The 21,607-nt window shown below is 63.3% G+C and carries 20 protein-coding genes; 5 read left to right on the forward strand and 15 right to left on the reverse strand.

The genetic code is table 11. The annotated features are described in order from the left end of the window. Positions 1 to 117: 117 nt before the first annotated feature. Positions 118 to 273, reverse strand: coding sequence for a hypothetical protein (locus tag ACV1FX_RS09765; protein WP_473117337.1), 156 nt, complete (start codon positions 271 to 273; stop codon positions 118 to 120). 132 nt (positions 274 to 405) lie between these two features. Continuing rightward, positions 406 to 1,455 (reverse strand): alpha/beta fold hydrolase, encoded by a 1,050-nt coding sequence (locus tag ACV1FX_RS09770; protein ID WP_473117338.1) that lies wholly within the window; start codon positions 1,453 to 1,455, stop codon positions 406 to 408. A gap of 124 nt (positions 1,456 to 1,579) precedes the next feature. Here ACV1FX_RS09770 and ACV1FX_RS09775 point away from each other — a divergent pair, with 124 nt between their 5' ends. Then, positions 1,580 to 1,762 (forward strand): hypothetical protein, encoded by a 183-nt coding sequence (locus ACV1FX_RS09775; protein ID WP_473117339.1) that lies wholly within the window; start codon positions 1,580 to 1,582, stop codon positions 1,760 to 1,762. A gap of 18 nt (positions 1,763 to 1,780) precedes the next feature. Here ACV1FX_RS09775 and ACV1FX_RS09780 read toward each other — a convergent pair whose 3' ends face one another. The 5 genes from ACV1FX_RS09780 to ACV1FX_RS09800 form a co-directional block, all read right to left on the reverse strand. After that, the gene (locus ACV1FX_RS09780; RefSeq protein ID WP_473117340.1) at positions 1,781 to 3,241 is read right to left on the reverse strand and encodes a flavin-containing monooxygenase; all 1,461 of its coding nucleotides are present in this window, start codon (positions 3,239 to 3,241) and stop codon (positions 1,781 to 1,783) included. A gap of 162 nt (positions 3,242 to 3,403) precedes the next feature. Continuing rightward, entirely contained in the window at positions 3,404 to 4,825 is a 1,422-nt protein-coding gene (ahcY, locus tag ACV1FX_RS09785; protein ID WP_473117341.1) for an adenosylhomocysteinase, read from the reverse strand. Positions 4,826 to 4,949: 124 nt separating this feature from the next. Beyond that, a complete protein-coding gene (gene metK / locus ACV1FX_RS09790) occupies positions 4,950 to 6,146 on the reverse strand; it encodes a methionine adenosyltransferase (protein ID WP_473117342.1) in 1,197 nt (398 codons plus the stop codon). Between the two features lie 60 nt (positions 6,147 to 6,206). Beyond that, entirely contained in the window at positions 6,207 to 7,562 is a 1,356-nt protein-coding gene (locus ACV1FX_RS09795; RefSeq protein WP_473117343.1) for a hypothetical protein, read from the reverse strand. 105 nt (positions 7,563 to 7,667) lie between these two features. Further along, positions 7,668 to 8,663: an ABC transporter substrate-binding protein gene (locus tag ACV1FX_RS09800; protein ID WP_473117344.1), complete on the reverse strand. Its 996-nt coding sequence runs from the start codon at positions 8,661 to 8,663 to the stop codon at positions 7,668 to 7,670. A gap of 195 nt (positions 8,664 to 8,858) precedes the next feature. Here ACV1FX_RS09800 and ACV1FX_RS09805 point away from each other — a divergent pair, with 195 nt between their 5' ends. Further along, the gene (locus ACV1FX_RS09805) at positions 8,859 to 10,577 is read left to right on the forward strand and encodes a caspase family protein (protein ID WP_473117345.1); all 1,719 of its coding nucleotides are present in this window, start codon (positions 8,859 to 8,861) and stop codon (positions 10,575 to 10,577) included. A 200-nt stretch (positions 10,578 to 10,777) separates the two neighbouring features. On the opposite strand, the gene ACV1FX_RS09810 is transcribed toward ACV1FX_RS09805, so the two are convergent. From ACV1FX_RS09810 to ACV1FX_RS09835, 6 genes are all read right to left on the reverse strand, one after another. Continuing rightward, positions 10,778 to 11,896 (reverse strand): cobalamin-independent methionine synthase II family protein, encoded by a 1,119-nt coding sequence (locus tag ACV1FX_RS09810; protein ID WP_473117346.1) that lies wholly within the window; start codon positions 11,894 to 11,896, stop codon positions 10,778 to 10,780. Between the two features lie 78 nt (positions 11,897 to 11,974). Further along, the gene (locus tag ACV1FX_RS09815; protein ID WP_473117347.1) at positions 11,975 to 12,691 is read right to left on the reverse strand and encodes an ABC transporter ATP-binding protein; all 717 of its coding nucleotides are present in this window, start codon (positions 12,689 to 12,691) and stop codon (positions 11,975 to 11,977) included. Then, entirely contained in the window at positions 12,684 to 13,439 is a 756-nt protein-coding gene (locus tag ACV1FX_RS09820; RefSeq protein WP_473117348.1) for an ABC transporter ATP-binding protein, read from the reverse strand. The genes ACV1FX_RS09815 and ACV1FX_RS09820 overlap by 8 nt, the downstream gene beginning before the upstream one ends. Further along, positions 13,436 to 14,464 (reverse strand): branched-chain amino acid ABC transporter permease, encoded by a 1,029-nt coding sequence (locus ACV1FX_RS09825; protein ID WP_473117349.1) that lies wholly within the window; start codon positions 14,462 to 14,464, stop codon positions 13,436 to 13,438. Before ACV1FX_RS09825 ends, ACV1FX_RS09820 begins: the two co-directional genes overlap by 4 nt. A gap of 9 nt (positions 14,465 to 14,473) precedes the next feature. Beyond that, on the reverse strand, positions 14,474 to 15,343 hold the full coding sequence (locus ACV1FX_RS09830) for a branched-chain amino acid ABC transporter permease (protein WP_473117350.1): 870 nt from the start codon (positions 15,341 to 15,343) through the stop codon (positions 14,474 to 14,476). 163 nt (positions 15,344 to 15,506) lie between these two features. Continuing rightward, entirely contained in the window at positions 15,507 to 16,685 is a 1,179-nt protein-coding gene (locus tag ACV1FX_RS09835; RefSeq protein WP_473117351.1) for an ABC transporter substrate-binding protein, read from the reverse strand. Positions 16,686 to 17,204: 519 nt separating this feature from the next. On the opposite strand from ACV1FX_RS09835, the gene ACV1FX_RS09840 reads away from it, so the two are divergent. Then, on the forward strand, positions 17,205 to 17,489 hold the full coding sequence (locus ACV1FX_RS09840; RefSeq protein ID WP_473117352.1) for a hypothetical protein: 285 nt from the start codon (positions 17,205 to 17,207) through the stop codon (positions 17,487 to 17,489). 44 nt (positions 17,490 to 17,533) lie between these two features. Here the strand turns inward: ACV1FX_RS09840 and purU are convergent, their stop codons facing one another. Beyond that, the gene (gene purU, locus ACV1FX_RS09845) at positions 17,534 to 18,397 is read right to left on the reverse strand and encodes a formyltetrahydrofolate deformylase (RefSeq protein WP_473117353.1); all 864 of its coding nucleotides are present in this window, start codon (positions 18,395 to 18,397) and stop codon (positions 17,534 to 17,536) included. A 141-nt stretch (positions 18,398 to 18,538) separates the two neighbouring features. Between purU and ACV1FX_RS09850 the strand changes: the two genes are divergently transcribed. Both ACV1FX_RS09850 and ACV1FX_RS09855 read left to right on the forward strand, forming a co-directional pair. Further along, entirely contained in the window at positions 18,539 to 19,375 is an 837-nt protein-coding gene (locus ACV1FX_RS09850; RefSeq protein ID WP_473117354.1) for a uroporphyrinogen-III synthase, read from the forward strand. 180 nt (positions 19,376 to 19,555) lie between these two features. After that, positions 19,556 to 20,818, forward strand: coding sequence for an MFS transporter (locus ACV1FX_RS09855; protein WP_473117355.1), 1,263 nt, complete (start codon positions 19,556 to 19,558; stop codon positions 20,816 to 20,818). A gap of 19 nt (positions 20,819 to 20,837) precedes the next feature. Here the strand turns inward: ACV1FX_RS09855 and ACV1FX_RS09860 are convergent, their stop codons facing one another. Then, complete coding sequence (locus ACV1FX_RS09860) at positions 20,838 to 21,512, reverse strand: Crp/Fnr family transcriptional regulator (protein WP_473117356.1); 675 nt, start codon at positions 21,510 to 21,512, stop codon at positions 20,838 to 20,840. Between the last annotated feature and the right edge of the window lie 95 nt (positions 21,513 to 21,607).

A 21,607-nucleotide genomic window follows, 5' to 3' on the forward strand; every position in this document is an offset into this window, starting at 1 on the left:
CCCCGATCCCAACTGACCCAGCGGCGTCTCGTGTAGCCCGGGCCGTCGCCAGCGGCAAGGCGCCGCAGACTGGTTCCGTCGCTCTCGACACAGGCAGTTGCGACAGAGGGGATGCGATCAGGCCCGCGCGAGCGCCTGCAGTCCCTTGAAGGTCAAGCGCTTGGGGTCCCTGACGCCTTGGAGATAGAGCCGGCGGATGAAGGTGGTGACGGCATCGCGGTCACAATCGGTCAGCGCAACGACGGCGTCGACCGCGATCTTCTGGGCTTCCATTGGGCTACCCTCAGTTAGCGAGCACCCCGGCCGAGAGAGCCTAGGACGTGCCGGTTAATCCGGCGTTAACCGTTTGGGCAGCATGGCCGATTCATCTCCGGGCTCGAATACGCAAAACAACGCATGGCGCCATCAGCTCGCGGCGATATCGAGGACGGCCTGGGCAAAGGCCTGCGGGGCTTCCTGCGGGAGATTGTGCCCGATACCGCCCGTGATCGTCCGGTGCTCGTACTTGCCGAAAAACATCTTCGCGTAGGTGGATGGCTCCGGATGCGGTGCCCCATTGGCATCGCCTTCCATGGTGATGGTAGGCACGGTGATCACCGGCAGGCTCGCCAGCCGCTGCTCGAGCTCGGCATACTTTGCTTCGCCCTCGGCCAGTGCGAGCCGCCAGCGATAGTTATGGATCGCGATGTCGACATGGTCGGGATTGTCGAGCGAGGCCGCGCTGCGGTCGTAGGTGGCATCATCGAAATGCCATTTGGGCGAGGCGAGCTTCCAGATCAGCTTGGCAAAATCGTGCAGGTTCTTGGCATAGCCTTCGCGGCCACGATCAGTGGCGAAATAGAACTGATACCACCATTGCAGCTCGGCAGCCGGCGGCAGCGGCATCTTGCCCGCCGCCTGGCTGGAAATCAGATAGCCGCTTACCGAGACCATCGCTTTGACACGCTCCGGCCAGAGCGCCGCAATGATGTTGGCGGTCCGCGCGCCCCAATCATAGCCGGCGAGCGTCGCCTGCTTGATATTGAGCGCATCCATCAGCGCGACGATATCGGCGGCGAGCGCCGCAGGCTCGCCATTGCGCATCGTCTCGCCGGAGAGGAAGCGCGTCGTGCCATAGCCGCGCAGGTGCGGGACGATGACACGATGACCGGCTTTCGCCAGCGCAGGCGCGACATCGACGAAACTATGGATGTCATAGGGCCAGCCGTGCAGCAGGATCACCGCGGAACCATCGGCCGGACCGGCCTCGGCGTATCCGACATTGAGAACGCCGGCATCGATCTGCTTGATCGCGGCAAAAGACGTGTTGGTACCCGGCTTGATCGCGGGCACAGTCGAGGCACTCGCCTTGCCGGACTGCGCGGTGGCGGCGCGGCCGAGAACGAACGGTGCGACGACGCCGATCGCGGCGGTGGTCAGGAAACGACGACGCTCTCTGCTTATCTCTTTTGACATCCTCATCTTCCTGCATATGGAAAGGCGCGTAAGGCGCCCAAAGGCCGCTGTATCGCGACGGATCGGCGAATGGCCGCTCTGCGATAAACGCTCCTCGCGCGGCGAACGAGTCACAATTCGGCGAGTGTCGATAGCCTTCTCGAGGACAGCGAACCGCTTCTTCAACCACGGCACGGCAAAATCGGTGAAGGCGCGCACTTTCGGCACCGGCGGTGACTATCTGGTCCTGTTCGGTCTCGCGGGAGGCGCCGTGATGCTGGCGCTGGCCATCGATCTCGGTCTGGCACTGACTCTACGCAAGCAATGAGCGCGAGGACGGCGGCACTCACGAATACTGCATCACGCCGTCGTCGATCTTGCCGAACCGCAGCGAGACGATGTCGATTGCATAGTTCTGATACAGCCGCCACGGCCGCTTGGAGCCCTGCTTCGGCAGCTTTGCAATCGAGCGCTGCACATAGCCCGAGGTGAAATCGAGGGAAGGCTGAGCAGTGACCGTGGCATCGTCATTGTGGGGCATGCACTGGCGGAAATTGTGCCGATCCATGTAGTTGATGAGACGGCAGACATATTCGCAGGTGAGATCGCATTTCAGCGTCCACGACGCGTTGGTGTATCCGAAGGCGGAAGCCATGTTCGGCACGTCCGCATACATCATGCCCTTGTAGGTCAGCGTCTTGGCGAAATCGATCACCCGCCCGTCGACGCTGATCTCGAGTCCGCCGACGACCTGAAGCACGAGCCCGGTCGCGGTGACGATGATGTCAGCGACGAGCTCGGTGCCGTCCTTGAGGCGAATTCCGTCTTTCGTGAAGGTGTCGATCTCGTTGGTAACAACGGAGGCACGCTTCTCTCGAATCGCCGTGAAGAGGTCGCCGTCGGGCACCAGGCACAGCCGCTGATCCCAGGGATTGTAGCGCGGCGTGAAATGCGTCGCGACGTCGTAGTCCGGCCCCAGCGCGATCCTCACGCCCTTCAGGATCAAGTCCCTCACCTTGGCGGGCCGACGCCGGCTGAGCTGGAAGAAGAACATCCCCCACATCACGTTGCGCCAGCGGATCAAATGATAGGCCAGCGTCGCCGGCAGATTGCCGCGCAGCTTGTTGGCGAGCCGATCCTGCGCCGGACGCGACACGACATAGGTCGGCGAGCGCTGGAGCATGACCACCTCTGAGGCCTTCTTCGCAAGCTCCGGCACCAGCGTCACAGCGGTGGCGCCCGATCCGATCACCACGACGCGCTTTTCCGCGTAGTCGATGTCCTCGGCCCACTTTTGCGGATGCACGATGCGGCCTTGGAAATCCGCGGTGCCCTTGAACTCTGGCGTGTAGCCTTGCTCGTATTTGTAATAGCCGGAGCACATGAACAGGAAATTGCAGGTGAAGCGGACGATCTCGGATACGCCTTCGCCCGTCAGACGTTCGGCTTCGACGGTCCAGCGCGCATCAGGCGTCGACCACGACGCGCGCTTGACGCGATGGCGGAAGCGGATCTTACCGTCGATACCGTTCTCGGATGCCGTCTCGCGCACGTAGTTGAGAATTTGCGGCCCGTCGGCGATCGCCTTCGGATCGGTCCACGGCTTGAAGGAATAGCCGAGCGTGAACATGTCGCTGTCGGAGCGGACGCCGGGATAGCGGAACAGATCCCAGGTACCGCCGATGCAGTCGCGCCCTTCGAGGATGACGTAGCTCTTGCCCGGGCATTTCGTTTGCAGATGGTAGCCCGCGCCGATGCCGGACAGGCCGGCGCCGACGATGAGGACGTCGAAATGTTCTTGTTGCATGGTTTCCTCCGCCGCCGAGGATTGTCCGACCATCACCGCGGCACGTCAATCGCCAATCGGTCTTGCGATGCAACCGGGAGAAGAACTCCGTAGTTTCCGCCCTGCAAAACAAAAAGCCCCGGATTGCTCCGGGGCTTTTGCATGTTGTGAGGCGATCCGACCTCAGTAGCGGTAGTGATCCGACTTGTACGGACCTTCCTGCTTGACGCCGATATAGTCGGCCTGGTCCTTGCGCAGCTCGGTGAGCTTGACGCCGATCTTGGCGAGATGCAGCCGCGCGACCTTCTCGTCGAGGGTCTTCGGCAGCACGTAGACTTCCTTCTTGTACTTGCCGTCCTTGTTGTTGGCGAACAGCTCGATCTGCGCCAGCGTCTGGTTGGTAAAGGACGCCGACATCACGAAGGAGGGATGGCCCATCGCGTTGCCGAGATTCACGAGGCGGCCTTCCGACAGCATGATGATGCGGTGCTTGTCGGGGAATTCGATCTCGTCGACCTGCGGCTTGATGTTGGTCCACTTCAGATTGCGCAGAGACGCGATCTGGATCTCGTTGTCGAAGTGACCGATGTTGCAGACGATGGCGCGATCCTTCATCGCGCGCATGTGCTCGATGGTGATGATATCCTTGTTGCCGGTGGCGGTGACGAAGATGTCGGCGCGGGGCGCGGCGTCTTCCATGGTCGTGACCTCATAGCCCTCCATCGACGCCTGCAGTGCGCAGATCGGGTCGATCTCGGAGACCATGACGCGGCAGCCGGCCTGGCGGAGCGATGCCGCCGAGCCCTTGCCGACGTCGCCGAAGCCCGCGACCATCGCGACCTTGCCCGACATCATCACGTCGGTGCCGCGGCGGATGCCGTCGACCAGAGACTCGCGGCAGCCATAGAGGTTGTCGAACTTGGACTTGGTGACGCTGTCGTTGACGTTGATCGCCGGCCACAGCAGCGTGCCGGCCTTCTGCATGTCATAGAGACGATGCACGCCCGTGGTGGTCTCTTCGGAAACGCCCTTGATGCTCTTCGCGATCCCGGCGAAGTAGCCCTTCGGCTTTTCCTTGAGCTGCTTCTTGAGCAGCGCGAAGAAGACTTCCTCTTCCTCCGAACCGGGCTTGTCGAGGAACGCGGCGTCGCCGTTCTCGGCGCGCAGACCGAGATGGACGTACATGGTGGCGTCGCCACCGTCGTCGAGGATCATGTTCGGGTGACCGCCGCCGTGCCAGTCGAACAGTTTTGCGGTGTAGTCCCAGTACTCGGTCAGCGTCTCGCCCTTGACTGCGAACACCGGAATGCCGGCGGCGGCGATCGCCGCTGCGGCGTGGTCCTGCGTCGAATAGATGTTGCAGGAGACCCAGCGAATGTCGGCGCCGAGCGCGGCCAGCGTCTCGATCAGCACGCCGGTCTGGATCGTCATGTGCAGGGAGCCGGCGATACGCGCGCCCTTCAGCGGCTGCTTCGGGCCGTATTCCTCACGCGTGGCCATCAGGCCGGGCATCTCGGTCTCGGCGAGCGAGAGTTCCTTGCGACCGAAATCGGCCAGCGAAATGTCCTTGACGATGTAATCGGTGAAGCCGGGCTTCGCGTTCATGTCGAGCTTCCTGTTGTTTGAAAAAAGTCATTCCGGGGCGCTCGTGAAACGAGCGAACCCGGAATCCAGAGGTTCGAGATTCCGGGTTCGCCGCTGGCGCGGCGCCCCGGAATGACGGAATTGATCAGACCGCGCGCTTGAACGGTTCGACGAGGTCGGTCTTCTCCCAGGAGAACCCGCCTTCATTGTCGGGCGTACGGCCGAAATGACCGTAGGACGAGGTGCGCGCATAGATCGGACGGTTGAGATCGAGATGGCTGCGGATGCCGCGCGGCGTCAGATCCATCACTTCGGCCGCGGCCTTCTCGAGCTTGTCCTCGGGGACCTTACCGGTGCCGTGCGTATCGATGTAGATCGACAGCGGCCGCGCCACGCCGATGGCGTAAGCGAGCTGCAGCGTGCAGCGGTCGGCAAGACCTGCGGCGACGATGTTCTTTGCGAGATAGCGCGCCGCGTAGGCAGCCGAGCGGTCGACCTTGGTCGGATCCTTGCCGGAGAACGCGCCGCCGCCATGCGGGGCTGCGCCGCCATAGGTGTCGACGATGATCTTGCGGCCGGTCAGGCCGGAGTCACCGTCGGGACCGCCGATGTAGAACTTGCCGGTTGGATTGATGTGCCAGATGGTCTTGCCGTTGATCCAGTCCTTCGGCAGCGCTTCGCGCACATAGGGCTCGACGATGTCGCGCACCTGGCTGGATGTGAGATCCTCGACCAGATGCTGGTGCGAGACCACGATCTCGCGCACGCCGACCGGCTTGCCGTTCTCGTACTGCACGGTGACCTGGCTCTTGGAGTCCGGGCCCAAGACCTTCTCGCGGCCGGAATGGCGCGCTTCGGAGATCAGGCGCAGGATCTTGTGGGCATAGAAGATCGGCGCCGGCATCAGGTCAGGCGTCTCGTTGGTGGCGTAACCGAACATGATGCCCTGGTCGCCCGCGCCCTCTTCCTTGACCTCGCCCGGCTGAAGCGCATCGACGCCCTGCGCGATGTCGGCCGACTGCGGATGCAGGAGGATCTCGATGTCCGCGGTCTTCCAGTGAAAACCTTCCTGCTCGTAGCCGATGTCCTTGATCGCGCCGCGCACGACGCTTTCGATCTGCTCGTTGGTGACCGATGCGGGACCGCGGGTCTCGCCTGCGATCACGACCTTGTTGGTGGTTGCAAGCGTTTCGCAGGCCGCGCGGATCTGCCACGGGTCGATGCCGGCTTTCGGCCCTTCGCGGTAGAACAGATCGACGATCTCATCGGAGATCCGGTCGCAGACCTTGTCCGGATGGCCTTCGGACACGGACTCGCTGGTGAAGAGATAGGACGCTCGCATCAGTAACCCCTTGTCCCGCCCCGTTGGGCGGTCGTTTGCGATGTTTACTTTTGGATGATGTCAATCACGCCGGCGCGAGATGACGTAGGATTCGTCGTAAAACCAGAGCCCGTTGTACTTGCGCAGCACGTCCCTGGCAGCATCCAGAGTGCGGCCGTTTTGAGTCATTTCCGTCAATCGGTCGTCCTCAATCTGAGCGACATACACCGCCGCATTCCAGGCTGCAAAGGCTGTCGAGGTTCCGATGGTCCCGGTCACCTCGTTGGGCAGCGCTTCCATATCATACCGGAAGATCGAACGGTTATCAGCATATGCGTTAAAATTGAGGTCGCGCCCTGCCGAGCCGAGCTCGTATTTCACAGCGCGCAATAGCTCATGACGGCTCACTGAGAAAGGATTTTCTCCAGGCCAGACGGCCTGGATGATCTCCATGCCCGGATCCTGGCCGTGGGAGTGAATCCCGATCAGGCGGCCGCCACCCCTCAGGGCGCGCGCCAACGGTGCAATGATGCGTTTTGCCCGGAAATTAACCGATGATTTGGCCCGGTATGGCTGGGATGCGATAACGAGGTCGAAATTGGCCTCGGTCTGGCCGGGCCGAGGAATCGTCGAATCAAGCAGGAAGCGGTGATCCTCCCGGTAGAGCACCAGAACCACCGGCCGCTCGTAGAGTGGCATGCCGGTCCGCGGGCTGACCGCCGCGCGCCAGTTCTGCTCCAGGAAGGGTTTCAGGTCGGCGATCTGAGCCTCGAAATCTCCGGAGGCGGCGCCGCGCATCGGCACCTCATGCCACACAGTGGCGGCGGCGGCCGCGGGTGACGCCGGTGTCAGCCAGGGCGCCTCGGCATAGTACATGTTGGTGAAGACGAAAACCGAGGCCGGATGCTCGAACAGCCGGTCCGGCACCTTCTCCAGCGTCAAGCGAACATCCTCGAGGCTGAGCTCCTTGCCCGCGACATAGAACGGCATGTGCGGAAAGCGCTGATGCATGGCGCGCAAGACACGCGCGAGCACCGTGCCGTCGCCGACGCCGGCGTCGAACACCCGCAGCGCCGGCGGGCGCGGATGCATGCTGGCAAGCTCCAGCGCCACGCGGTCGGCGATCACCCGCTTCTCGCTGCAGGTGTGGACGAACAGCAGGTATTTCTGCCGGTTCTCGAAGAAACGGAAATTGCCGCGCGGATCGCGCTTCTCCGGCGGCACCTGCAGGCCCCGCGGCGGCGGCATCCCGCCGGGCATGCTCGACGCCATATAAGCCTGGATGCGCTCCAGCGTGTCGATGGTGATGCGCTTGCCTTCGCGCAGACGCTGCACCAGCTTGCCATCATTCACCGCGCGCCGGCCGAAGGTGGATTCCGCCATATTGGCCTTGCGGCAGAATTCGGTGATCTGGCTCAGAATTTCGTCGTTCTTCATGAGTGGGACGGAGTGGGCAGCGGGCTCGATGGAGAACGTCCTAACACGATCTGCCCACCGGGGAAATGCGCGGGTATGAGGAAGGCTGGCGTCCTGCCTGACCGCTCAGTCGATCATCTCGTCGGCGTTGGACAGCAGCGCGGGCGGCAAGACGAGGCCGAGCGCTTTGGCCGTTTTCAGGTTGATCAGGAGTTCGAACTTGGTCGGCTGATAAATTGGGATGTCGCCGGGCCTGGCTCCCTTCAGGATTTGGTGGACATCCTGGGCCATGCGCCTGAGCAATTCCGCGAGGTCGACGGTATAGGCCATCAGCCCACCGGCATCGACGTAATCGCGGTAGGGACACATCGTCGGCAAGCGGTGTTTCAGGGCAAGCTCCGCAATCAACTGCCGATGAGCGTAGAGGTCGCCTTCGCCGGTGATCAAGACTGCGTCCGGCCGCCGCTCGGCCATGTCCGTGAAGACACGCTCGATCTCCGCGGTCGTCCCGATGTTCGGGACCATTGAGACCAGTGAAATTCCCAATCGGCTGCTGACGTCCCGCAAGGCCTGCCCAAATGATCCTTCCCATCCATCGCGCATCCCGAGAAAGGCGACGCTCACGGTCTGGGAGACGGCTTCCTTCAGCAGCGCGAGGCGCTTCCCCCAGATCTCGATGCCAGCATCGAGCGTGATACCGGTCAGGTTGCCGCCGGGTCGCGCAAGGCTGGCGATCAGTCCCGCCTTCAGCGGATCCAGCATGAAGGCCACAAGCGGTATCGTGCTCGTCGTCGCCTTGAAGGCGACCACGACCGGATTGGTCCCGGTGACGATCAAATCAGGATTGCGCGCCACGATCTGTCGGGCAAAGTCAGCGTAGCGCTCGTGATGCCCCTCGGCGGAGTAGCGCTCGATGATCAGATTCTGTCCTTCGACGTAACCCAGCCGACGGAGTTCTCCGAAAAACGCGCGCCACGCCGTTCCGCCGCCGGTTTCGGTCAGGAGGCTAACGGGGATCGCCGGATGGAAGATCGCAATCAGCTGCGGTGTGCCGCGCTGTGCCCGCGCGGGCCGGATCGCCGTGGTCAGCAACAGACCGGCTGTAAAATCCCGCCGCCTCATTGCACAACGCCCCTGGACGTCTGAGCGATGCTGAGATCGTATCAGGTTACGAGCGCGTGACGCAGAGGAATTGGCAGGAGTTGGTCCAGGAGCTGATCCAGCCCAGGTCAAATTGGGTCATTGCTTCTGCCCTTGAACCATCATCGGCGGCCCGGCAACAAACAAGAGACGCTCCACCCCGGGAGATTTACGACTATGCGCCGTCTGCTTGTTGTGCTCGGCCTGCTTGTCACGGCGCTCTGGAATGCTTCGGCCCTTGCACAGTCGCGCAGCCAGCTCGGTCCGCTCTGCACGACCGACACCACGCCGGCCGATCAGATGATCGATGCCTGTAACAAGATCATCGCGCTGAAAGTGTCCAAGGGCGGCCAGCTCGCCACCGTTCATTTCTGGCGCGCGGTCGGCTGGAACAAGAAGGGCGACTACGCGAAGGTCATCGTGGATACGACCGAAGCCATCCGGCTCGAGCCGAGCCAGGCCGTCTACAATCTGCGCGGTTCGGCTTATTTCGACAAAGGCGAGTACGACATCGCGATCGCCGATTTCGACGACGCGCTGAAGCTCGGACCGCCGAGCGGGATCATCTTCCACAACCGCGGCAACGCCTATCAGGGCAAGAAGGACTACGCCAAGGCGATTGCCGATTTCGATGCTGCGATCAAGGCCGACCCGAAATCGGCTTTTTCCTTCCAGAATCGCGGCGCCTGCAAGGAAGCCCTCGGCGACCTCGACGGCGCGCTCGCCGACATCAACCAAGCCATCCGCATCGACCCGAGCCTGTCGCAGCCGCTGGTGCACCGGACCACGATCTGGCGCGCCAAGGGTGAGCTCGACCGCGCCATTGCCGACGGCAGCGAAGCGATCCGGCTCGCCAAGGACAAGCCCCCGGTCAACATCATGACGCCGCCGAACAGCGTGCTGATCTCGGCCTACACGTTCCGCGGGCTCGCCTACGAGGCCAAGGGCGATTACGCGCGCGCCAGCGAGGACTACAAGGGCGCGCTCGGCGTCACTGCATCGGACGCCGGCAGCAAGTCCAACCAGGCGACCGCGAAGGTGCGGCTGTCGCTGCTATCAGATGCGACCGTGCCTACACCGCGCGATCCGCCGACCTCCCCGGCGCAACAGACAAATGCGCCTGCGGGGCAACAGGCGAGCACGACGCCAGCGTCATCGTCCGCCTCGGTTGGCCGCGGCCAGCGCATGGCGCTGATCATCGGCAACGGCGCCTATGCCCACGTCAAGGCGCTGCCCAATCCGCCCAACGACGCGCGCGCAGTCGCAAAGAGCCTGCGTGATATCGGCTTTACGGTGTCGGAGGGCATCGACCTCGACCGCGCGACGATGCAGAAGATGACGCGAGACTTCCTGCGCGACGCTGCGCGGGCACAGGTCGCGCTCGTCTACTATGCCGGCCACGGCGTGCAGATCGACGGCCGCAACTATCTCATTCCCGTCGACGTCGAGCTCAAGCCGGGAGCGAGCATGACGGAGGCGATGATCGACATGGACACGATCACGGCCGGCCTCGACGACCAGGTCCGCACCAACATCCTGATCTTCGACGCCTGCCGCAACAACCCGATGGCGCCGCAGGTGGCTGCCGCCGGCGCCAATCGCGGCATCGAGGGCGCCTCGGGTCTCGCAGCGCCGACCAGTCTCGGCGCAGGCGCGACACTGGGGGCCGGCACGCTGATCGCATTCGCCACGGCACCGGGCCAGGTTGCGCTCGATGGCGAAGGCGCCAACTCGCCATTCTCCTCCGCCCTCTCCCGCCATATCGGCACGCCGGGGCTCGAGGTGCAGCAGATGCTGACGCGGGTGCGCGCGGAGGTCGTCTCGTCCACCAGAAACAAGCAGGTGCCGTGGTCGAACTCGTCGCTGCTGGGCGAGGTTTATCTGGCGGAGAAGTGAGGGCGCGGGCACAGGAGCGCGGCGCTACTCGCATCGCGCTCAAGTGTCATCGCCCGGCTTGACCAGGCGATCCAGTGCTCCAGCGACAGTGCGAGGTACGGAGAAGCTGCGGAGTACTGGCTTCCCCGCCTTCGCGGGGAATGACAGCGAGAGTGTTGTAGGGCCTCCCCGTCACTCACGTGACGGATTACGTGGCGCTCTTAGTTGCCCCACACTTCCTTTGCGATCTCAACAGCCAGGCTGAGCTTTGCCCACTGCTCCTCCTCGGAGAGGATGTTGCCTTCCTCCGTCGAAGCAAAACCACACTGCGGGGAGAGCGCGAGCTGCTCGAGCGGCGCGAACTTGGCGGCTTCTTCCAGGCGGCGCTTGATGTCATCCCTCTTCTCGAGCTCGCCGAACTTCGAGGTGATGACACCGACCACAACGACCTTGTTGCCCTTGGGCAGGAAGCGCAGCGGCTCGAAGCCGCCGGCGCGGTCTGAATCGTATTCCAGGAAGTAGCCGTCGTAATTGGTGGCGGCGAGCAAGGTCTCGGCCACGGGCTCGTAGCCGCCCGAAGAAATCCAGGTCGAGCGGAAATTGCCGCGGCAGACATGGGTCGTCACCACCATGTCGGCGGGCTTTTCCGCCAGCGCATAGTTGATGATGCGCGAATAGATCTGCTGGAGACCTTCAGGGTCGTCGCCGCGCTCGCGGGCCTTCTTCAATTCGTCCTGCGAGCAGAGATACGCCCACACGGTATCGTCGAACTGGAGATAGCGGCAGCCGGCGTCGTAGAACGCCTTGACCGCTTTGCGGTAGGTCTTGCCGAGGTCCTCGTAGAATGCATCGAGATCGGGATAGACGTCCTTGGAGATCGACTTGCGGCCACCGCGGAAATGCAGCACCGACGGCGAGGGAATCGTCATCTTGGCGGTGACGTGAGCCTGGTCGGCATACTTCTTCAGGAACTTGAAGTGGTCGAGCATCGGGTGTTGGTCGGGAAAATCGAGCTTGTCGATCACCCGCACTGAATCATGACGCGTCTCGACGCCCGCGAACTGGATACCGGTGTCCGGATGGAACATTTCGCACCCGGTGAGCTTGGCCAGGAAGTCGAAATGCCACCAGGAGCGCCGGAATTCGCCGTCGGTCGCGAGCTTGAGGCCGATCGAGGCCTGCTTGTGCACGACCTTCTCGATCTCCACGTCCTCGATCTTGCGCAGATCATCGGCCGAGATCTCGCCCTTCTCCAGCTTCGCGCGGGCTTCCTTGATCTTGGCCGGGCGCAGGAGGCTGCCGACCTCGTCGGCGCGGAAGGGGGCTTTGGTTCGCTGCATTGGTTCACTCCCGAATTTTCAATAGCGCTTTCAAGCGAAGTGGCTACCGGTTCGCGTGAAGGAAACGCGTCTGACAGACTAGTGGGCGGCCGCCCCGGCGACGCCGAGATGGCGCTCGAGGACCGACGGGTCGGCCTTCAGCGCGGCGCTCGGGGCGTCGTGGACGATCGTTCCGCGCTCCAATATCACAACGCGGTCGGCAAGCCCCAGAATCTTTTGGGCATTCTGCTCGACGATGATCGAGCAGATGCCGCCGGCCCGGGTAATGGTCCCGATCGCCTTCAGGAGCTCCTCGACGATAATGGGTGCAAGACCCTCGGTCGGCTCGTCCAGGAGCAGAACTTTTGGGTTGAGCGTCAGCGCGCGGCCGATCGCCAGCATCTGCTGCTCGCCGCCGGAGAGCTGGTTGCCAAAATTGCTCCGCCGCTCCTTCAGGCGCGGAAACATCTCGTAGACCTTCTCGACCGTCCAGAGGCCCGGCTGGGCCACGGCGGTCATGTTCTCCTCCACCGTGAGCGAGCGGAAGATGTTGCGCTCCTGCGGCACCCAGCCGATGCCGGCGCGCGCACGCTGGTCGGGCCGTAGCGAGGTGACGTCGGTGCCGGCGAGCGCGACCGAGCCGGAAAAGCGTCGGGTGACGCCGACGATGGAGTTGATCAGCGTAGTCTTGCCGGTGCCGTTGCGGCCCAGCAGCGCGAGCACTTGCCCCTCGGCGAGGCGCAAGGACATGTTGGGCAACACCACCGCCTCGCCGTAGCCGGCGCGCAGGGAGTCGATTGCGAGCAGGTCAGACATTGACCGCCTCCTCGCCGAGATAGACGGCCTTGACTTGCGGATCGCGCGCGACCTCGTCGGGCGGGCCCTCGGTGAGCAGCGCGCCCGAGACCAGCACCGAGATGCGGTCCGCGAAGGAAAAGACGAGATCCATGTCATGCTCGATCAGGAGCACGGTGACGTCGCGGGGCAGCCCCGCGACCACGGCAAGGATGTCATGGCGCTCGCTTTCGGGCACGCCCGCGGCGGGCTCATCCAACAACAGCACGCGCGGCTTGGCCGCGATCGCGACCGCGATTTCGAGCAGGCGCTGCTTGCCGTAGGGCAACGTCACGGTCTGCTCGTTCATGACGTCGAGCAGATGGAAGTGCTCGAGGAGCTCGGCGATCTCGCCATTGACGTCGTCACGGGTGCCCATCCGCCGCCACCAGTCGCCGCCATGGCCAAGGCGCTCGGAGACCGCCAGCCCAATGGTTTCGAGCGGCGTCAGGTCGGGGTAGAGCTGGTTGATCTGGAAGGTACGCGACAGGCCGCGCAGCACGCGCTTGTGCACGGGCAGATCGGTGATGTCCTGGCCTTCGAGCAGGATGCGCCCCGAGTTCGGCTTGAGCACGCCCGTGAGCTGGTTGATCACGGTGGTCTTGCCGGCGCCGTTCGGGCCGATCAGGGCGTGGCGCGCGCCCTGCTCGATCCTGAGCGACAGGTCGCGCGTCACGCGCAGGCCGCCGAACTGCTTTTCGAGATTCTTGGTTTCGAGCGCGATGGTCATGCATCGCCCTCCGGCACGGCGACGACCGCCTTGCGACCGCCAATCTGCTTGATGATCAGATTGGGAACGAAGAGCACCCATCGGTGCAGGCGCTGGCGGCCGACCAGCACGATCACGACCAGCACGAGGCCGATCCAGAACTGCCAATATTGCGGGGTGATGGTCGAGAACCATTCCTGGAGCATGCGGAACACGACCGCGCCGATCAACCCGCCATAGAGATAGCCGGTGCCGCCGATCACGAGCACAAGCATGAGGTCGGCGGAGCGCTCGAAGGCGAACACGTCGAGCGAGGCGATCGCTGTGGTCTGGGTGAACAGCGCGCCGGCAATCCCCGCATAGAAGGCGGCGAGCGTATAGATCGCGATCAGGCGGCGGTTCACGGGGATGCCGATGGCGGCGGCACGCAGCGGATTGTTCTTGATGGCGCGCAGCGACAGGCCGAACGGTGAATGCACGATGCGGCGCGCGAGCAGGAACAGGAGGAACAGGACGGCGAGCGAGTAGAAGAACCCGGTCTTGCCGAACATGTCGAAGGCCAGCGTTCCGAAGATCGGCTGCATCTCGATGCCCTGCAGGCCGTCGGTGCCGCCGGTGATGTTGGAGAAGCGTTCGGCGAGCGCTTCAAGCAGCAGCGCGATGCCGAGCGTCACCATGAGACGGGTCAAATCGACGCCGCGTATGACGAGGAAGCTGGTGGCAAACCCCAGCACCATCGCCGCAAGACCAGCGACGACGAGCGCAATCACGGGCTCGTTGATGATCCCGTGCAGCGCAAGCAGCCCCGCGCCATAGGCTCCGACGCCGAAGAAGGCGGCATGACCGAGCGAGACGATGCCGGCATAGCCGAGGATCAGATCGAGCGACATCGCGAACAGCGCAAGCCGCACGATGTCGGTCATGATCAGGTAGCGCGACGGAAACACGAAGCCGCAGGCCAGCACGATGAGCCAGAAGGCGACTTCGCCATAGTGCCAGCGCGCGTGGCGCTGGGCGTGATAACCGACGTCGGATGCGGCGCTCATCGGCTCAACTCAACGCGCGGCGGTGCGGCCGAACAGGCCGTTCGGGCGCCAGATCAGGATCACGATCATCATGGTATAGATCACGAACGGCCCCATCTTCGGCACGTAATATTTGCCGGCGACATCGCCGATGCCGAGCAGCAGCGAAGCCAGAAACGGACCGGTAATCGAGGAGGAGCCCCCGACCGTAACCACGATCAGGAAGTAGATCATGAATTTCAGCGGGAAGTACGGGTCGAGCCCAAGGATCTCCGCGCTTAGCGCGCCGCCGAGGCCCGCGAGGCCGCAGCCGAACGCAAAGGTGAAGGCGAACACCTGCGGCACGTTGATTCCGAGGCCGCTCGCGGCGCGCGGATCGTCAACGGCGGCGCGCAGGCGGCTGCCGAAACGCGTCTTGGCCAGCACGAGCTGAAGCGCGATGGTGAGGAGCCCGCAGATGATGATGATCATCAACCGGTAGCGGCCAATGCCGACGCCGAACAGGTCGAACTGGCCCTGGAGCGCCGCCGGCAGATTGATGAATACCCGCGACGAGCCCTTGATGTAATCGACCGCAGCGACCGACATGAACGTCAGACCGATGGTGAACAGCACCTGGTCGAGATGGCCGCGCGCATAGAGGTGGCGGTAGAGCGTTCGCTCCAGCGCGATGCCGACCACGGCGGCCGAGACGAAGGCGAGCGGCAGTGCGGCGAAGAACGGCCAGCCCTGCTGGTTGACCAGCACGGCGCAGATGTAGCCGCCGGTCATCGCGAAGGCGCCGTGGGCGAGATTGACGAAGTTCATCAGGCCGAGCGTGACCGCGAGCCCGCAGGCCAGCACGAACAGCAGCATGCCGTAGGCAACGCCATCGAACAGGTTGGTGAGGATTGCGGTCATCGGGCGCAGATCGTTGTCGAAAAAATATGAGGTCCGCTGTGCTCCCTCTCCCGCTTGCGGGAGAGGGTCTCTCCGTAACGGGACAATCCCCGTGTTGAGAAAGCCCCCAGCCGTCGCTTCGCGCCGACCTCTCCCGCAAGCGGAAGAGGTTTAGAAGAGCGCGTCACTTCTTGGTCTTGCCGAGATCCTTGACGGCCTCGAAGGTCTGGAATTCGACGTTGTAGAGCTCGCCGTCGACCTTCTCGACCTTGCGGATGTAGATGTTCTGCACGATGTCGCGGGTCTCGGGGTCGATCGAGATCGGGCCGCGCGGGCTCTCCCACTTCTGCCCCTTCATGGCTTCGATCAGCTTGGTGCCGTCGGTGTCGCCATTGGTCTTCTTGAGCGCCTCGTAGATCAGGTGAATGCCGTCATAGCCGCTCACGGCCATGAAGCCCGGACGGCTGCCGAACGCCTTCTTGTAGGCCGCGACGAAATCCTTGTTCATCTGCGAGGGATGCGCCGCCGAATAGAGATGCGCGGTCACGGTGCCGAGCACGGCATCGCCCATGTTGTTGAGGAGATCGTCGTCGGTAACGTCGCCCGGCCCGATCACCTTGATGCCGGCCTTGTCGAGACCACGCTCGGCATACTGCTTCATGAAGTTGCCGCCCTGGCCCGCCGGCACGAACACGAAGATCGCGTCGGGTTTTGCGTCCTTCATGCGCTGCAGGAACGGCGCGAAGTCCGGATTGGCGAGCGGCGTCTTGACCTCTTCGACGACCTCGCCGCCGCCAGCGACAAAATGCTCCTTGAAGAAGTTGAGCGCGTCATTGCCCGGCGCGTAGTCAGAGGTCAGCGTCGCCACCTTCTTGATGCCGTTCTTCACAGCCCAGTCGCCGATGATCGTGGAGGACTGCGCCAGCGTGAAGCTCGTGCGCACGATATAGGGCGAGCGCTCGGTGATGATGGAGGTGCCGGCCGCCATCACGACTTCCGGAATCTTGGCCTGGGTGGCGAGCGGCGCCGCGGCCAGTGCCGCCGGCGTCACGCCGAATCCGGCGATGAAATTGACCTTGTCGTTGACGATCAGCTCCTGCGCGGCCGTCTTGGTCTTGTCCGGGATCGCGGCGTCGTCCTTGACGATGATCTCGACCTTCTTGCCGGCGACAGTGTCGCCCTTCTGCTGCATGTAGAGCTTGATCGCATTCTCGATCTGCTTGCCGGTCGAGGCCTGCCCGCCGGTCATCGGCAGGATCAGGCCGACCTTCACGGTATCTTCCGCCCTGGCGGGCATGACGGCCACGAGGCCTGCGACGGCCGCGAGCGTGGCGACCCATGACAATCTGCGACGTCCGAACATCAAAATGTCCCTCCCCTTCTTCCTTCTCTTGCGTCCAGAACCGAGTGCCCGGCTCTTGCCTCACCAAAACTCGGACCGGACCGTGTGGCGGGGCCACATGGCGTCTTTCGCGCCCCTGTTGTCAATCGGACGTTTGGCGACCATTCGGCGCAAGCCGCGCGTTCCTTTGCCAGCAGCGGGGGCGATGTCGGTTACGTCGAGGTGACCTAAGCGCCTCGATCCCTCGACCGCATCTGATTTGTACGGTTGTACAAATAAAATGGACTTGTCAACGAGAAAGCCCCTTCGACGTCCACGCCAGATTGTCGCGAGTCCCTCCCGACAGTCTAGAAATCGGATGCGCGGCGTGGATGGAGGATTTCATCATTCCCTTGCAGAATTTGTACATTCGGGAGTTTTCACGCGGCTCGAATTTGGTACCCAGTTACCTATCTCGAATAAGTCTCTTTTACCTAGTTGATGGCTAGTCTTCCCACGCCAGCTCCGGCTAACCCGTTCCAATTGCTCGTGCCACTTACAATGCTGCAACGTTTCGGCTCTCTCATGATCCTCCTTGCTCTCGTCGTGGGGCTGACTGGCTGCGGCACGGTCAACGAGAAGCTTTCCGCCGGGATGGGCGACTACGTTCCACACTGGGCCGGAGGCCTGCCGGCGGACGCCCCTCCGCGCCCCGGCACACCGCAATACGACGCCTGGATGAAGGAGCGCGAACGCAAGCGCATGATGCCGGCCGCGGATCGCGAAAAAGAAGAGCAGGCGCAGCAGGGCGCCGCGGGGTCGACATCCAGCGACGCGGCACACTGAGCCCGTGCACTCCTCGCCGCGCTTTCGGGTCGCGGTGAAGCAATCTAGTCCACGAACACAACGGTCTTGCGACCGTTGAGAATCACGCGGTCGTCGAGATGGTAGCGGATCGCGCGCGCGAGCACGCGACGCTCGATGTCGCGTCCCTTGCGGACGAGATCCTCGGGCGTGTCGCGATGGCTGATGCGCTCGACGTCCTGGTCGATGATGGGGCCCTCGTCGAGGTCGCGCGTGACGTAATGCGCGGTCGCACCGATCAGCTTCACGCCGCGCTCATGGGCCTGGTGATAGGGCTTTGCACCCTTGAAGCCCGGCAGGAATGAGTGGTGGATGTTGATGCAGCGCCCCGACAGCTTTGTGGAAAGATCATCCGACAGGATCTGCATGTAGCGGGCGAGCACCACGAGATCGGTCCCGGTCTTGGCGACGAGGTCGAGGATCTGAGCCTCCTGTTCGCGCTTGGTCTCCCTGGTGATCGGCAGATGGTGGAACGGGATCTCGCCGAAATCGAGCCCGCCATAGACCTCGCGCGGGTGGTTGGAGACGATCGCGGTCGGGATCATCGGCAACTCGCCGGTGCGCCAGCGATAGAGGATGTCGACCAGGCAGTGGTCGGACTTCGACACCAACAACATCACGCGGCGTTGGGACGCGCGGTCGCGCATCTGCCACTCCATGCCGAAGCGTTCCGCGATCGCGGCGAAACCGGTCTGCAGGGCGGACAGCTCGACGGCGAGATCGGCCGCCGTGAACACGACCCGCATGAAGAACTTCTCGGTCTCGATGTCATCGAACTGCTGGGCGTCGAGAATGTTCTGTCCGTTGTGGGCGAGAAAGGTCGACACCGCCGAGACGATGCCGGGCCGATCCGGACAGGAAAGCGTCAGAACGTATTGATGGTCGGGCATGAGCGTTGATGAAGGTTTGGGCAAAACGATACCGAACAGGCCGATTTGCGTCCTGCTCTATCACCGGAGCCGGCCTTGCGCCAATCCCAAGTCCGGAGTCAGGATGAACGTAACATTGCGATTCCAAACCGAGGCTCGACCATGGCCGACCGCCTGAACGGCTACCGCATCCTGATCCTGGAAACACGCGAGGAGGCCCAATTTTCCAAGCTTCTCGCCGAACAGGGGGCAGACGTCGTGCAATGCCCGATGTTCACGATTCACGATGCTCCGGATCCCGTGCCGGTCGAGGCGTGGATCCGCCGCGCCATCGACCGGCCCTTCGACGACCTCGTGCTGATGACCGGCGAAGGCCTGCGGCGGATGATGAAGCTCGCGGCAGAGCGCGGGATCGACCAGGCGCTGGTCGCCGCGCTCGCCAAATCGCGAAAATTCACCCGCGGACCGAAGCCGGGGCGCGCCCTCCGAGAGGTCGGGCTGGATTCGCAGCAGACTACGGAGAAGCCGACCACCGAGGGCGTCATCGAGATGCTATCGAAGATCGATCTCAGGGGACATCGGGTGGGGCTTCAGCTTTATCCCGACAAGGATCACAGCGCGCTGATCGGCTCGCTCGAGGCGCAAGGCGCCGAAGTCGATACCGTGTTGCCCTACATCTACGATCCGAAAGCGGCGGACGCGAATATCGTCACTGCGATTGACGACATGGCGGAAGGGCGGATCGATGCCATCGCGCTCACCAATCTCGGCCAGGTCCGCCGCCTGATCGAAGCCGCAAAGGCGCATGGCAGCGAGGCGCGCCTGCGCGCCGGATTAGAGCGAACGCTGATTGCATCGGTGGGACCGGCGGTCTCCGGCGAACTCGCCGCGCACGGGTTACGCACCGATGTCTCGCCGGTAGAAGACCACTATTTCATGCGGCCGCTGATCTCCGCCATGGCCGCCGCGCTGGCGAATCGACAGGCCGCCACGCATTGACGAGCGGCCATCCCTGAGCCTGCAGCAATACCACGGACGGACGTCATACGCGCGCAGCACCTTGGTGCATCGCGAGTATGCGGCGGCGTCAATTGACACGCGCACCGCCGCTACTACGCTGACGAACAGAAAGAACAAGTAATAAGGGCAGGGAATCGCCGTGAAACCCGTCATCGCATCTTGAGCACAGCCACAAAACCTTCCGCGCTCGCGCCATTTCGCATCCGCAACTATCGCTTTCAATGGCCCTCCGATCTGCTCACCTCCTGGGCATTCGAGGTGGAGACGCTGGTGCTCGGCTGGTACATCATGGTCGAGACCGGCTCAGTGCTGCTGCTTACCATCCTGGCATCGCTGCAATATGTCGGAACATTGATTGCGCCGGTGCTGGGGATGATCGGCGACCGCATGGGACACCGGGATCTTCTCGTCGCCATGCGTCTTGCTTATACGGCTCTGTCTTCGACAATCGTGGCGCTAGCCCTCACCGGACATCTGGCGCCGCTCAATGTGATGATCATCGTTGCGATCATGGGCCTGATCCGTCCTTCGGATCTCGGGATTCGTGGCGCGCTGCTTGCCAGCATCATGCCGGCCGAACAGCTGGTCGGTGCCATCAGCCTTTCTCGCACGACCCAGGATAGCGCTCGCATCGCCGGCGCCCTGACCGGCGCAGGACTGTTCGCCGCGCTCGGCATCGGCCTCGTGTACGTGGCGATCGCCTGTCTCTATCTCGTGGCCGCGATCCTGATGTTCTGCCTGACCCGGCCGGCAAAGTCTGCTGTCGCAAGCCATCGGCCGGTGGACGACCGCGCCGGCACCAGACTGCTGCGCGACCTGAGGGAAGGCATCGTTTATGCCTGGAACGGCCCTGGGATGAGAGCGGCGCTCTGCGTCGCATTTTTGGCCAATCTCACGGCATTTCCGCTGACGAACGGACTGTTGCCTTTCGTTGCGCGCGACATCTTTCATACCGACCAGACCGGTCTCGGCTATCTGTCGGCAAGTTTCGCCGTAGGCTCGCTGATCGGTTCGATCACGCTCAGCCTTGTGGGCGGCTTGCGCATCGCCCGGCTTCTCATCGGCGCGACACTCGCCTGGTACGCGATGCTGCTGGTGTTCGTCGGACTGAGGACCATGCCGGTCGCCATGGCCTGCCTCGTGCTCGCCGGCATCGCCCAGAGCATGTCGATGATATCAGCGGCCGTGATCCTGATGCGTGCAGCGAGCGCACACCTCCGGGGCCGCGTGATGGGGGTGCGCATGATGGTAATCTACGGCCTGCCGCTCGGGCTGCTCGCGGCGGGCAGCCTGATCGATCGCATCGGCTATTCGGCGACGGGCTCGCTGTATGCGATCTCGGGGTTCATTGCGATGATGGCGATTGCAGTGCGCTGGCGCGACGATCTATGGCCGGCGCATGCGCCGGCCAATGCGCGATGAAGGATTGGCGCCGCCAGCCCTAATCCCCATACCCGCGCAGCCGCTCGACATCGAGGATGGTGATGCCGCCATATTCGAGCCGCAGCAGCCCCTCCTTCTCGAGCCGGTTCAGCGCGCGGTTCGCGTTCTGCCGCGACATGCCGGAGAGCGCGCCGATCTCCTCCTGTGTGATCTCCAGATGCGTCTTGGAATCCGGATAGAGGATCGGGTTGAACAGCGAGGCGATGCCGCGGGCAAGGCGGGCGGTGGCGTCCAGCGTGCGATTGACCTCGAGCATCCCGATGAACTGGCCCAGCCGCTCGTTGAGCTGGCGTACCAGGAAGCGGTTGAAGCCGACGCTATTCTCGAACAACCAGAGGAAGGCGCTGCGCTCCATCAGCGCAAGACGGCTGTCGCGGAGCGCAACCACGTCGTAGCGCCGCGGCTCGTTCTTGAGCACGCTGCCCTCGCCGAACCAGGCTCCCGCGGTGAGGCCCGCCAAACTCGTCTCCTTGCCGTCGCGCGAGACCCCGCCCATCCGCGCGAGGCCACTGACCACGCCGGCCCAATAGTCGAACCTGTCGCCGCGCATGAAAACGGTCTCGCCGTTGACGTAGGATTTTTCGATGATCCCGGCGCGGGCGACCTCGATCTCACGCATCGTGAGCTCACGCGACCAGGCGGCGACGCGGTTCAACTGATCCTCTGAAATCATGATCCCGAAGCCAACTGCACCCTGGTGTCACCCCGTCCGATTGCTGCACCGCAACAAGCGCCTCATTCGCCTTGCGACGAAAGAAGCAGGCCCCG

Source organism: Bradyrhizobium ingae, assembly GCF_055791185.1.

Bases quoted from the DNA above. Each gene is read 5' to 3' on its own strand.
- ACV1FX_RS09795 (WP_473117343.1), bottom strand. From the start codon at position 7,562: ATGAAGAACGACGAAATTCTGAGCCAGATCACCGAATTCTGCCGCAAG.
- ACV1FX_RS09800 (WP_473117344.1), bottom strand. From the start codon at position 8,663: ATGAGGCGGCGGGATTTTACAGCCGGTCTGTTGCTGACCACGGCGATC.
- ACV1FX_RS09765 (WP_473117337.1), bottom strand. From the start codon at position 273: ATGGAAGCCCAGAAGATCGCGGTCGACGCCGTCGTTGCGCTGACCGAT.
- ACV1FX_RS09825 (WP_473117349.1), bottom strand. From the start codon at position 14,464: ATGAGCGCCGCATCCGACGTCGGTTATCACGCCCAGCGCCACGCGCGC.
- ACV1FX_RS09820 (WP_473117348.1), bottom strand. From the start codon at position 13,439: ATGACCATCGCGCTCGAAACCAAGAATCTCGAAAAGCAGTTCGGCGGC.
- ACV1FX_RS09850 (WP_473117354.1), top strand. From the start codon at position 18,539: ATGGCCGACCGCCTGAACGGCTACCGCATCCTGATCCTGGAAACACGC.
- ACV1FX_RS09835 (WP_473117351.1), bottom strand. From the start codon at position 16,685: ATGTTCGGACGTCGCAGATTGTCATGGGTCGCCACGCTCGCGGCCGTC.
- ACV1FX_RS09810 (WP_473117346.1), bottom strand. From the start codon at position 11,896: ATGCAGCGAACCAAAGCCCCCTTCCGCGCCGACGAGGTCGGCAGCCTC.
- ACV1FX_RS09815 (WP_473117347.1), bottom strand. From the start codon at position 12,691: ATGTCTGACCTGCTCGCAATCGACTCCCTGCGCGCCGGCTACGGCGAG.
- metK (WP_473117342.1), bottom strand. From the start codon at position 6,146: ATGCGAGCGTCCTATCTCTTCACCAGCGAGTCCGTGTCCGAAGGCCAT.
- ACV1FX_RS09840 (WP_473117352.1), top strand. From the start codon at position 17,205: ATGCTGCAACGTTTCGGCTCTCTCATGATCCTCCTTGCTCTCGTCGTG.
- ACV1FX_RS09860 (WP_473117356.1), bottom strand. From the start codon at position 21,512: ATGATTTCAGAGGATCAGTTGAACCGCGTCGCCGCCTGGTCGCGTGAG.
- ACV1FX_RS09770 (WP_473117338.1), bottom strand. From the start codon at position 1,455: ATGTCAAAAGAGATAAGCAGAGAGCGTCGTCGTTTCCTGACCACCGCC.
- ACV1FX_RS09780 (WP_473117340.1), bottom strand. From the start codon at position 3,241: ATGCAACAAGAACATTTCGACGTCCTCATCGTCGGCGCCGGCCTGTCC.
- purU (WP_473117353.1), bottom strand. From the start codon at position 18,397: ATGCCCGACCATCAATACGTTCTGACGCTTTCCTGTCCGGATCGGCCC.
- ACV1FX_RS09830 (WP_473117350.1), bottom strand. From the start codon at position 15,343: ATGACCGCAATCCTCACCAACCTGTTCGATGGCGTTGCCTACGGCATG.
- ahcY (WP_473117341.1), bottom strand. From the start codon at position 4,825: ATGAACGCGAAGCCCGGCTTCACCGATTACATCGTCAAGGACATTTCG.
- ACV1FX_RS09805 (WP_473117345.1), top strand. From the start codon at position 8,859: ATGCGCCGTCTGCTTGTTGTGCTCGGCCTGCTTGTCACGGCGCTCTGG.